This is a genomic window from Verrucomicrobiales bacterium, assembly GCA_016793885.1.
In the GTDB taxonomy this organism is placed as follows: Bacteria; Verrucomicrobiota; Verrucomicrobiia; order Limisphaerales; family UBA11320; genus UBA11320.
The window spans coordinates 10,763-23,605 of sequence record JAEUHE010000022.1 but is presented as its reverse complement, the minus strand read 5'-3'; the positions used below and the strand labels follow the sequence as shown (position 1 = coordinate 23,605).

The following is a 12,843-nucleotide window of genomic DNA, read 5'->3' as shown; positions in this document are numbered from 1 at the left end:
AGGAACTCCTAGGGCGGATTTATGGCAACTCGTCCGCGATGACAGCCGCCCGCCGATCGGCGAGGGACTGGCTGCCTGACGGGCTGAAGTGAACGTTTTTTGGCTGCCGCAGCTTGTAGCATCTGCTCTCGTCGATGGATTGACGGTCTAAAGCTGCCTCCTCAAACAGCACGCAACCATGTCGAATGCTCTCCCGAGGGCGGACCGTTTCTTGAACTCCGCGCGAGTCATCAGACGTGAGACACTTTTGTCCTTCTCGAACTCCCTCACCTGTTCCGCTGCGAATGCGGCGTCATAAATGTTCAGGTTCGCCTCGTCGTTCAGCCGGAAGGATCGGTCGTCAAAGTTGGTTGACCCCACCGAGACCCAGACATCATCGACGATGATGACCTTGCAGTGATACATCGTGGCCTGGTACTCGTAGATCTCGATCCCGGCATCCATCAACGCACCCCATAGGGAGCGCGAGGCGCCCTGAACAAGGGGCGCGTCGGCGTGCGGTCCGGGGACGATAATTTCGATCCTCACACCACGTTCACGCGCGCTGATAAAAGTCTCGATGGCCAGGTCGTCCGGAACAAAGTAAGCCGCCTGTAACCGGATGGTGCTCATGGCGGAAGCGATAGACAAGAGATACATCAAACGCACGCTCTCACTCCCCTCCCCGCGAGAACTTTTGAATGCCTGCGCCAGTGAGTGGCCGACCGGTTTCAATTCCGGAAAATAGCCGTTCCCAAAAAGCACCTTCGCTCGGGTCTTAATCCAATTGTCGGAGAAGGCCGCCTGCATTTGAGCCACTGCCGGGCCCTCCACCTGGTAATGAGAGTCGCGCCAATGGTTCTCGGACTGGGCATGCCCAGCCCACAGATCGGCGATGCCAACGCCGCCCGTGAAACCGATGCGTCCGTCGACCACGAGCAGCTTACGGTGGGTACGGTTGTTGATGCGCGTCACCGTGTACCAATGCAATGGATGATAGCGTTCCACTTCCACCCCAGCGGACTTGAGGTCGTCGAGGTATCGAGTTTCCATCCTGCCAGTTCCAACCCAGTCCAGCAAAACATGGACGGAGACGCCGGCCTTGGCGCGGGCGCACAGAGCCTCCGAAAATGCTTTGCCAATGGCTCCCGACCAATAGATGTACGTCTCGAAGGTGATGGTCTGGCTCGCTCCGTGAATCGCCGCCAGCATCGCTGGGAAAATCTCGTCTCCGTTCTGCAAGGCCTTGATGCGATTTCCATGAAGGATCCCCAGACCCAGCAAATGATTCATGTTCCGGACAAATCTCGGGTCGGTCACCCCAAATTGATGCTTCAACTCGTAGCGAATGTGCTTCTCACTAGCTCGCAAGTTTATCAGGAGAATGGTGCAGAGGAGAGTCACCACCAGCGTGAGGAATACGGCCAGCAGCATCATGATCATCAACTTAAGTGAGCGGGTGCTCGCTTGGGGGTGAATAGAAGGTTGCCTGGAGTGAGTCGTACGAACCCACTCCAGGCGGGGCCTTCTGGGGGCACAAACCTAAATCAACCCTCCACGAGCTGTTGATGGTTTTCAGAATAACGAATTATCGAACCTCGAGTTGATTGTCTACGTTTGCCGAACGCGCGATGGAATTGGCGATGTCCGCGATCATGCGCTTCTCTTCGAGACTGTCGACGGGACCGCGTAAAGTAACCTTGCCCTGGTTGGTAATGACTTTGACATTCTTGGCGTTCACCGACATGTCACCCCCGGCGAGAATGCCCTTGCGAATCTGTGCCGTGATGTCCGTGTCTGCCTGGCTGTTACCCTGGTCCAGCGGGGTCAAGGTTCGGTCGTTTCTATCTCTTACATTTCGCGCAGTGTTGTCGGGCTCCGCCGGGGAGTTCGTGGTGAAATAGGGCTCCACCTTGTATGCGCGATAAACGCTGTCTGAATACCCGGGGCGGTTGAAGTCCGGCCATTCCGTCGATTTGAAGTGCGGCGCGCTGCTCAACAATTCTTTGGTCGTGTCAATCTGCAGTGTGTCGCGTTGGCTGTTGAACCGTAGCGCGGTTGGGGGGATGGCGCTCAGTACATCGCCCATTCCCAGAAATCCACCGGAGGAGACTACGACGGCTACGATGCGACCCGATTGCACATCCACCAACATGTTATCCACCTTCCCGAGACTCTCATCCTGATGGTTTTTCACCGTGGTTCCTATGATTTTGCTGGCTTTCTGAATGTGGCCCAAGCGGGACATGGGAATCATGGACTGGCGCTCCCTGGCCTTGCGACCTGTCTCCCAACTGTCATTCGTCAACCGGTTTTGAGCAACGTCCGCCGAGCCATCCACGTTGCGCACTGCGTCACGAGTGGCGGGGACGTCAGTGCTCCGCTGAACCTCCGCTTCACGACCGTCCTTTTGGCTAGCATCAACATTGTTGATATAATTAAACGCGTCCCCCTGGCCAAAGTGACCGTACACGGAAGACAGGTGATTGGAGCCGGAGTACTCAGCCCACTGTTCATTTTCAAATTTGGGCGCGCCCTTGAGCTTCTCTGAATCCGCATCCAGATGAAGCACTTTATTGGTCCGGTCGTAGTGCAGAGCGCCCGGGGGAACCGCGGTCAGCCTGTCCCCGATGCCGAGGAATCCTCCGGTGGAAAGAATCACTTGGACGATACGCCCGGATTCAACGTCGATGGCGAGTTCCTCGACCTTGCCCAACTTCTTGTTCTGATAGTTGTTAATCGCCATTCCCATGACCTCGCTAGCCTTGACGGCCCCATGGAGTTGATCCGCTCGCCGGGTGTCAGGCGTTCGATCGCGGTTGAAGTTCGTAGTGTCAGTTCGCGACGACGGTGTGTCCTGAGCAAACCCGGTGAGGGTCAAGATGGACACAGCTGAAGCGCTAATAATAAATTGCAGTTCCCGTTTCATTTTTGTGGGGTGTAACAGAGTTTAATTCGTGTGAAGAGCACAGTGCTCGATGACCTGCAACGTAAGTCTCCCTCCCTGGGCGTGCTATAAGGTGTACTCCGGATGCTGAGCCCACGGAGCATGCCGCTCACGCTTAAAACTCCAACTCGCCGACGCGGACGGCCAGTTGCTCGGGCGAGTTGAAGCGTTGGAGATTCTAGAGCTGGGCATTGAGGGAAAGCGCCTCTTGTGGGTGCTTCTAAGCTCGCTGCCTCTCGAATCTTTTCTCCCCAAAGCGGTGGATTTCTCCCGGCTGATTAGCGAGGCGCAAAATCAACGTGACGGAGTCGAGCATTGGAGAAAGACCTGCGCACTTGCGGCGTTCTCGTAGTCAGCGGCCTCTTCTAGGGTTCTGATAAGAGGAGGATCGGTCCGATGGGGGTCAGCCGCGGGTGGCCCGAAGTCCCAGGCGCACGATCTGCTCGAGCAGTTCTGGGTAAGTAAAGCCCGCCTTGAGCGCCGACTGGGCGAAATCTTCATCCGCGGCGAGGATCGGGTTGGGGTTGGCCTCGATAAAATAAATCTCGTTGGCCGAAGTGAGTCGGAGGTCGAGCCGTGCATACCCGTCAATGGTCAACAAACGATAGATGCGTTTGCACACCTGGCCGATAGTGGCAGCAACGGCCGGGTCGAGCCCCTCTGGGAACTGGTTCTCCAAGCCCCACCGCTTCCGGTATTCCTCATCCCATTTAGCCCGGTAAGTCGCGATCTTGGGCTCGTCGGGCGGCACCTGCTTGAAAATCAACTCGCGAATCGGCAGCGCAGTCAGTCGATGGTTTCCCAGAATGCTGACATAGAGCTCGCGCCCTTCGATGTATTCCTCCGCAATCACGTCGGCCAAATGCTTGTCGTGGATGAAGAGGACTCGCTCCTTGAATTGATCGTCGGTCTCGACGAAGGAGGCCTGGGCGATGCCTATCGATGCCTCTTCCTTCAACGGCTTCACCAAGATCGGAAATCTCAGCCGCTTGGGCCGGGCGATGCGCTTCCCGCGGGGGATGATGCAGAACTCGGGAACGTGAATGCGGTGATAGCTCAGAATCTTTTTCGAGATGCCCTTGTGTTTGCAGAGGGTGAGGCCGGTGGAGCCGCAGCCGGTGAAGGGTGCCCCCTGCATCTCCAGGAAGGAGACGATGTTCTGGTCGAAGGACCGGTTGTTTTTGAACTGATCGGCCAGGTTGAAGATCACGTCGGGCTTGAAAGTGCCCAGCTTCTGGCGCAGCAGATCCAGCTCATCGAACAGAGCGAGATACTCTACGGAATGCCCGAGCGCCTGCAGCGCTGCCAGCACGTTAGCCTCGGTTTTCCAGTCGTCGGTCTTGAGCTCAGCGCTGAGGTCCTGATCGAGCACCGTGGGGGCGATGGCATCGAAGAGCGCAAGAATTTTGAGTTTCTTTTTCACGCAGTTTATTTGGTGCGTTTAAACTTTCCCGTGAAGAGATGATTCATCACCAACGTGGTGATGTAGGCGGAAACCTGCAGGCTGTGCTGCTGCCCCTCCGGATGCACATGCAACCCGAGCTGATCGCATCGCTCGATCAGGCGCGTGAGCAGCTTGCTGACGGCGTAGCGGTTCTCGTTGGTCCACCGACAGATCGAGTCCATCAGCGAGCGACGCTCCTGACGCAGCCAAACGGAGGCCTTGACCCGTTGGGCGATCTCGGGTCCGACGGAGAAGAGCTGCTTCAGATCGTTGTCGTAAAAGTCGGGATACGAGTCTTCGAATAGCTTCCGCTTGGCGGCGTAGTAGGTCTTGAGCTTGACGTTCAAGCAATGGTGGTCGGCCACACGGTATTCCGGCCGATGGACCGGTGGCTGGCTTTCAATGGAATGCATCAGCTCGTCGAGGTATTCGAGTTTCGCAAGCGCCTTCCAGCCCTTGTAACGTTCGCGCCAGTTCAGCCCGGGGGTCAGCCAGACGGCGAAGGTTTCGGCAAAATCCTCGTCGGGATGGCTCTGCGCATACCAATCATCGAGATGGACGACGTAGGACCGGCTGTAGGGACGCGGCCGATAGAACTGTGGGGTTTCCTCAAATGAGGTCAGCCCAAAGGTGCGCTGCCACCGCTTTTTCCGGTAAAGCTGATAGGCATAGGCATACGCATGGGCTGCCTCGTGCCGCATCAGCTTCATGAACCATTCCGGCGTCTCGCCCTCCACCTCAAGCATCTGTTTCCGCTCCAGCTTTCGCAGCCGCTCATGCGCCAGGAAGAAGGGAATAAAGATGGCGGGAATACCCACCGGCACGAACCACTCGTCGCCGAGGTGGCAAGGCGGATGGAAAGTCAGCCCTTTGGCCGACAGCTCCTCGTAGAGCTGCTGAATCAACGCTTGTAGCTCCGTGCCTTCGATCTGCAGGCCGAGCTGTGAAATCTTCTTCTCGAGCAGTTGCTCGTCGTCGAGGTTAACCCAGTCGGGGAGGTCCATTCCCCAAGGCTAGGTTCGTTATTCGCCAGGAATCTAGCTAAATGTGGGGCAATCTGTGAAGCCTCGTTAGGTTCCTTGAGTCGGATGATGCAAGTCTTCGAAGCCGGTGGCATCGCTGCGCGATGCTCCGTATTTTTGACGGTTCCGGGGGTGCGAGCACCCCCGGCCATATCTCTTTGAACCCTGCGGGTTCGGGCCCGGCCGACAAAGTGAGAAACGCCGGAGTCACCAGTGACCCGTTGCCCCGAACATCGAGCCGGCCCCCTCGCGGCAAGCGTAACCGCGATCTCCCGCTCAGGAATGTCACGACCCCTTCTTGATCCGCGCCATCCGTGAAATCTGGGGTTAGTCCATTTCCGGTTGTAGGGTTACGGCGCCGGCTCCACCGGAACGATTTCGATCCAGTTCAGGTTGAAATCCGCGCTGGTCATATCCGCGCGCAGGACGTGGGTGCCGGCGGGCAGTTCAAACGTTCCAGATTCCACCGTCGCGTAGGTGTTCCAGTTGGCGGTGCGCGGAACCACCAAATTCCCTGTTTTGTCTTCCCCACCGACCAGGAAACGGATGGTCCGGTTCCCCGACGATCCTCGCGCGGTGCGCGCACGTAGACGGTACGCACCGGGGAAGTCGACCTGGATCGTGTATTCGAGCCATTCACCCGCGACGATCCATCCCACCCCGTGGCCACCGTCCGCGTCCAGGGTCGCGTAAATATCGACGGCATCCTCGCGGTAGAGACCCCCGTTGTTCTGCAGAGTCGTGTCGTGAAAGGCCACACCTTCGCCAGCGTCGTCGAAATTTTCCGCCTCAATACGGGTTGGCCCGCTAACACTGATCGACCATGGCTTGCCATCATTGCCAAACGCAGCCCGCCCTCTCGGTTCCACTCGAACGATTTCGATCCAGTTGAGGCCAAAGCCACCGCTACCCAACTCGGCGCGAAGAACCTGCTCGCCAGCGGCGAGTTCAAACGGACCCGACTCCACCGTGGCGTAAATGGCCCAGTTGCCAGTGGCAGGGATCACCAGGTTCCCCGTCTTGTCCTCGCCGGCGAAAAGGAATCGGGCAGTACGGCTTCCGGAACTGCCCCGCGAAGTCCGTGCGCGCAACCGATAGGTGCCGGCAGCCTCAACCCGGATGGTATAGTGGAGCCACTCGCCGGAAACGACATTTCCCACCGCGTGGGCATCACCTAGGTCGACGGTGGGGCCGATGTCGACATCCTCGAGCCGGTAAGCGCCGAGGCTGTTCTGTGACGTCGTATCGTGGTAGCCGATGCCTTCGCCACCTTGATCGAAGTTTTCCGCCTCGATGCGGGTTGTCCCGGTGGCCTTGATGGGCCAAAGATTGCCGCCGTTGCCGAAGGTCTGGGATTGTCCCGAGCCCTCCGCTTCCGCCACCACTCCGGCGCTCCGGATGCGGAACATAGCCGCCTGTTCCGAACTCGGAAAGGTGTGCGAATAGTTCACGGTGGCTGGCGCCACGGGATACCAGCTGCCGTTGGACAGGTCGTCGATGGACTCGATGACGTAGGGTGGTAGCCCGTTCTTCCATCGGACAGTCCAGGTGCCGTCGGCGTTCGGTTCGAGGTCCGTGATGACGGGATCAGCCCCCGGCAACAAGACCGGGCCGAAGCGAGCCTCGGGCGAAGCATGGGCGTAATGCCCGAAACGGCCCGTGACCCTCTTCAATTCTGGCAAAACCCACGACACGAGAGTGGTCATGCCAAACTTCACCTCGATGACGGTTTGATCGGCCCCCAGACGCAGTATCACGTCATACTCGCGTCCGGCCACCCAGGGTAGCGCGCTGGTTCGCCAGGTCGTGACCCGATCGGGATCCACACCGGACCAGAAATCGGCCCCAGTCGGATCCTCACTTTCGGGCAGGTGAAAACTGCGCAACCGCATCCCGGCGGGCGCCGTGCCCCAGTCAAAACGAGTGTCCGACGTCTGCCGCCAGTCCAGCAGGTGGAACTGGCCCCGGCCCTGATAGCCAAAAACGACGCCTATGGCACCTGAGCCGGAGGTGGCAGTGAGCTTGGTGTGGATGATCTGATCCGAGTTTTCGACTTCGGAAAGCGCAATCGCCGGATCACCCGCCCCCGTCTGACGGAGATGACGGTTGGCCTGATCCAACACCCACGCAGTATTCGTGTCGGACGACGAGTCATACTGGATGACTTCAGAGCCAGCAAAATCGATACTGCCGGGCGGTACAACCGGACTGAGTCCGGCTCGTTGCCGCAGATAGGTTTCCACTTCCAATCGCTCCTGCACCGTAAGCACTCGGTCATAGACGATCCATTCTACGAGATCTCCGGTGAAGCCATAGGTTGCAGTCACGTACTTGCCGAGCACGACGTTGGTGGCGGCGGCCGAATACGCGCGGCCCACCGTGGTGCGGGATTCGATCACCGTGCGGCCATCCACCGCCAAACGGTGGTGATCAGGACCCTTTTCGCCATAGACCTGCGAGAAGACGCGAAGCCCGGTGCCGGGAACCGCGTTCTGTCCAATTCGCTGAGCGGCTCCGTCATAGTGGTAAATGTCATCCCCGCCCTCACGGGCCAGGGTCATCATCAGTCCCGAGAAGTTGATCGTGCCAAAGGCATAGATGTAGCGGTCGCCATTGCTGTTGTTGAGGTAGCGGGCGACCGTGAAGATCGTGGCGTTGGTGAGTGTGCGACCAAGGTTACCATGGAGCCGCGGGGTGCTCGAACTGTTGAAGCGGATCGCTGGAACGCCGGAAGTGGAGTCGGCCACCCAGGTCGGCTGTGTGGCGACCGAGGGAGCACTAAAGACAAATTGGTTCGGAGATTGGTCGGTCCAAGAGATGACGTTGGTACCGTTGGTCAGGCTCAGCCCGGCATCTGCCCGAAGCCAGACGAGCAAATTCTGACGAGCAGGCAACTCGCCACCCAAGGCTCCAGCATCATCAACCCCATCGAGAAACAGAACCATTGTCCCGATCAGCTTAGGGGAAGAGAGAGGACGGCTTAGGGTTAGCGGGTACACGCTCGCGATGGTGGCAAACTCTTCGTCAACGCCGCCCGGATCGAGCACGATCCGGTCGCCTACTGCGAAGAACGGCAAACCGTTGGTCACTCCGAGCTGTTGCGGGCTAACCACGGGGAGGACTGTCGATCCTGCCCGCAGGTCCTGCGTGATGTAGGTGTATGGCGCAATTTTGAATCCGGCTCCGGGTTCCTCTGACCGAATCTCGGCCGCCGAAACGGGCCACCATTGTCCTCCCTGTCCTCCTTCCGGCGTCATTTCCCGAGTGTTGACATAACCGGCAGCAATCAGGCTGGCCAGATCGGCCTCCAGAGCCGCATCCACCTCGACATCCTGCAGGCGTGGCCCAGCACTGGGGAGCACTTGCATGCCTGCACCCATAGGCAGTCCTTGAGGTTGTATGGTCTGCGTTTGACCGGAAGGAGGCACGTAGATCTCGGGCTGGCCATCCGGTCCTACGCGCACCAGTCGCCCATCACGGCGATCAACGACGGCATCCAGATCGTCGACCATCCTAGCCACCGTGGCGACAGCAACGATCGGGGGCCCTTGGTAGGTGATCACCGCCGAAGTTGGAAGAACCGGCGTCCCGGGACGCGCGGCGCTGGAGACTTCGGAAATCACTCCTTCAAGGTAGGCGAACTCGCCATCCCCCACCTTCAGCGCAGCATTCGCACCTCCTTCAATGACCGACAATTCATCCTTAAACTGAGTCGTGAGCAGTTGTCCGTTGGGCGTGGCCGTTAGCATTTTCTCGTTTTCTCCCAACGGCGGCGGAGAACAGCAGCGCAGAAACTTATCCCGCAAATCCTTTAGGTAGAACGTGAATGATTCCCCGTGCTGCATCCCGGCAGCCCGCATCTTTTGATAGATCCGGATCCGAGTTGGGAGATCGGGCAGGCTCCCATCCAGCTTGAACATGCCGAGGAAGTCGATGTCGCCTCCAATCGGCAAGAACCGACCCGACTTGTAAGCATCTTCCATCTCAAGAAGGTACCCGTAGCGCGGCGGTTCCCCTTCGAACGCCGGGGGTAGTTCTTCACGAGTCAGCTTGGCTGCCCGGTTCCGGTTCTCGTTGGGAATGTCGTCAAAACCCAAACCGTTCTTTTCTCCGTAGAAATCCACGTTGACGCCGTCATTCTTATACTTTCTGAAGTTCTTCACCTGTTTGGGCCACTCGTCCATTTGGAAATGAAGCCGCTCGCGCACTTGCGCCCGGAGATCTATCGAGTCAGGGCCGGGCCCGTTCAATTCCGGGATACGATCCAGGTACTTTTCCACCGCCAGGTCCCGATCAAATCCCCTGGGAGTCCACGGAATGGGCGGGGAAACAAGCGCGCACAAACCTTCATACTTCTTCGGGTAGCCAAGAAATCGGACATCCAAGTCACCCACGGTCTTGATGGAAACACCGTGAGGCTTGAGCAAGGCCTTACCGGCATCGATCAAGGCTGCCGCGGCTGGCGATCGCGAACGGAACGCCATGAGAACTCCCTCTTCCTCGGCAATCTTTAGAAACGCATCTATCTCTCTTCTCAGAGCACCGTAGCCATCCCGCCAGATCCGGGGATGTGGGAGCGTGTCGATCCCGGTCGGGAGCACATCGCTCGTGGGCAAGTCCTCGATGTTTCCTCGCGAGGCGAAGTCATCGACCGCGGCAGCTAGATTGTCGCCCTTCTTCTTGATCGACGCTTTCAGGGCCGCTTTGGCGGCGCTCTCGGCAGCTTCCGACATCAACATGGCCTTTCGTGCGGAGCGAGCCGCCACCAGCGCCTCCAGAGGCATGTCTATGTTCTCACCGGTAATCCGCGCCATGCCCCCCGCAATCGCTTTCAAGTCTCCGGATGTTACCGTCTCCAAGGTGAACATGAGGTTTCTTTCAATCGCAGGACCAATCGATCCGGCAGCTAACTGAATTCCTTGCAGCGACTCGACGCCGACCTCCTGAAGCGCCTGGAGATCGAGCAAGAGTTCCGTCTCCAAACGGGCAAGGGCCGCTTCGTCTCCAAGAAGTGCCTTGATGGCTTCTCTCGTGGCCCACGCCTTCCAACCGAACAACCGCCATCGGGCCACGGCAAGTTCGCGAATGCCCGACGCTGTGAGCATTCCCACGTCCGCCAGGCCCCCGCCTAGATTTCCCAGGCCTTCGTAGAAGCGGCACGAAACGAAACCACCAAACGATAGATCGGTGGGACAGACCAACCACGGATCGTGGATCTCCGGAACCCCCGCCAGGGAGATGGCGTGTCGAGCGGACCACCCATCCTGTTCAACGACTTTGATGGTGGTGGGGTCCGCTCGCCTGGGTTTCGGATCTTCTCCATGGATGTACGCGTGCACCGCATAGTTCACAGCGAGGGTGGACGCCTCAGCAACTTCCGCCGTAGGCAGAATTGCGGAAACTTCAACTTCCTCATCTGGCGCGAGCATGAATTCGGTTGGACTGTCGGGTGTGCGCCCACCAAATCCCTTTTTGACGAGATACCCCCCGGTGCCATTGCCATCCGTTGAAGGATAAACAACCACGCCAATCATTTTGCCCTCGTCCAGAACCTCTCCCTGCCTGGTAACGAACTTGGAAACATTCTTGAGCGAACCGAAAACACGTACGACCTGTCCCGCTTTGTAGGGACGGTCTTCGATGTCAAAGCGTGCCTCCAGCAACGTTTCCCCCCCCACGTTCACAAGGCCTTCCCCGCGAGCCTGCACGCCGGCGTCCCCCACTTTTCCCTGCACCAGGATGGATGCTTCAGCATAGGACCGGTCGGAGGCCACATAGACATTCGTGCGAAGCACTGCGTTGGCGACGCCGGGCGCGATCGTGCCGAAATCGCCGGTAGGAACCCCGGTCGGCGTTATCCATATGTTGAGATCTCGCGCCAGACTCGTCAGCCGGATCGGGTGATCATTCACGACCACCGCCTTCACCTCCGTCACCTCTTGCTTGGAGACGTTCGTAATGCCGACGACCAATTCCAACCGCAGGTCGAGTTCGTTGGTTTTCCCGTCATTGTTGTTGTCGGCGCCCAACTGCACCCGCGCAGGCCGCTGCTCAATGCCCACGATCAACGAGGTCACCTCCCCCTGCTCCGTGTCGCCGAACCCAAACACCGAACGACCACTGTCGTCCTTGCCCAGCACGCTCGGAGCCGTGAGAGCGAACTGCCCTGCCTTGGTCGCTGTCAAAGTCCAGTTGAACTCCCGCGGTGGATCGCCCGGCGCTAACGTGCCGATGGGCGTCTCCGAGGGCGCGCTGACGATCGTGAAAATGTCCGGAATCGAAAGCGCCGGACCTGAAAAGGCGAGATCCGACAGCCTCCCCACCCCTTCGGCAGTTGATTGCACCGTCACACTCACCCTAAAGGTCTCGCCCAGCTCAACACGGTTGCGGGAATGCTTGTTGAACAAGCGAACCGATACGACCGGCTTCGGAGCCGGAACGGTGATATTGCGCGTCGCGCGATTCGTCAGCCCGTCGGGGTCCGTGGCGGTGAGCGAGACGGCAAAGCTCCCCGGTTTGGTGTAGCGGTGAATTTCCTTGTGCCCAAAGCCATCCGATCCATCGCCGAACTTCCATTCCTCGATCAGCGGTTGATCCTCCGGATCTGTGGAGGTGGACAGGAATTCCCACACACCCGGTTCCGACCCGCTAGCCGTTGAAGTGAAGTTAGCTTTCGGCGGCTTCGGTTGATACTCGGCGTACCACTCAGGCAGACCCTCGCCGATGGTGTGGTTGCATTCGGGGTTAGCCCAGGCCGGAGAGTCGCTGCCATTAAACCAGGCGGTGAAACGGAAGCGGTTGTCGGCATGCAAGCGCCAGGCGCCCGGGTTCTGAACGCCGGGGATAAAGGTGCGGTAATCGGAAATGTTGGTACGTCCCTTGTAGACCGGAAAGGAACCATACAGTACGATCCCGCAGCTAATGCGGGAACCGTCTTCGGAGATGTTGTAGTAGCGGACGCGCTCCTTCGTGATCGGGATCACAATCGGAGGCACCTGTTGGGCCAGGACCGGCTCACCGAGCAGCCCCACCAGACACGCCGCCAAGAGAATAGGACGTAGAGATTTTGACAGCAGTGAGCGCAAGGCCTCCAAGAATGAGCGGGGATTCATAACAACTCTGATTAGAGCAGATACTAACCGGATCAGCTGGCAAGGCAAGCAGGTTCCGGAGGTCCCGGAAAAGGGGCGGGTGAAGATAGAGGTGGAGTCGCAACGGACTCGGTGCCCTTATGCCGGGCTTTCAGCCCTTGATGGGAGGGGATGCGTACCTGGGGTTGTTCACCCCAGGCTGGGATAGCACGCACCGTTGGTGCTCCAGGGCGACGAGCCGCCGTCCCAATACCAAACCCAGCCCAAGACCCTAGTCCCAGATTCCTACGGGAGTCATCACTGGAGTTGGAGCCCGCGGGCCACCGGCCCAACCTCATCTCAGCCTGGGGTGACAACCCC

General features: G+C 58.7%; 5 protein-coding genes. All 5 read right to left on the bottom strand.

Annotation, left to right across the window (positions count from 1 at the left end; genetic code table 11):
- Window positions 1-147 precede the first annotated feature (147 nt).
- Window positions 148-1,416 (bottom strand): hypothetical protein, encoded by a 1,269-nt coding sequence (locus JNN07_02910; GenBank protein ID MBL9166664.1) that lies wholly within the window; start codon window positions 1,414-1,416, stop codon window positions 148-150.
- A gap of 151 nt (window positions 1,417-1,567) precedes the next feature.
- Window positions 1,568-2,869 (bottom strand): PRC-barrel domain-containing protein, encoded by a 1,302-nt coding sequence (locus JNN07_02905; GenBank protein ID MBL9166663.1) that lies wholly within the window; start codon window positions 2,867-2,869, stop codon window positions 1,568-1,570.
- A gap of 460 nt (window positions 2,870-3,329) precedes the next feature.
- Window positions 3,330-4,349 carry an ATP-grasp domain-containing protein gene (locus tag JNN07_02900; GenBank protein MBL9166662.1) on the bottom strand — a complete coding sequence of 340 codons (1,020 nt, stop codon included), beginning with the start codon at window positions 4,347-4,349 and terminating at the stop codon, window positions 3,330-3,332.
- A gap of 5 nt (window positions 4,350-4,354) precedes the next feature.
- Window positions 4,355-5,374, bottom strand: a complete 1,020-nt coding sequence (locus JNN07_02895; GenBank protein MBL9166661.1) for a hypothetical protein — start codon at window positions 5,372-5,374, stop codon at window positions 4,355-4,357.
- Window positions 5,375-5,742: 368 nt separating this feature from the next.
- The gene (locus JNN07_02890; GenBank protein MBL9166660.1) at window positions 5,743-12,504 is read right to left on the bottom strand and encodes a carbohydrate-binding protein; all 6,762 of its coding nucleotides are present in this window, start codon (window positions 12,502-12,504) and stop codon (window positions 5,743-5,745) included.
- Window positions 12,505-12,843 lie beyond the last annotated feature (339 nt).

Bases quoted from the DNA above. Each gene is read 5' to 3' on its own strand.
- JNN07_02890 (MBL9166660.1), bottom strand. From the start codon at position 12,504: ATGAATCCCCGCTCATTCTTGGAGGCCTTGCGCTCACTGCTGTCAAAA.
- JNN07_02910 (MBL9166664.1), bottom strand. From the start codon at position 1,416: ATGATGCTGCTGGCCGTATTCCTCACGCTGGTGGTGACTCTCCTCTGC.
- JNN07_02895 (MBL9166661.1), bottom strand. From the start codon at position 5,374: ATGGACCTCCCCGACTGGGTTAACCTCGACGACGAGCAACTGCTCGAG.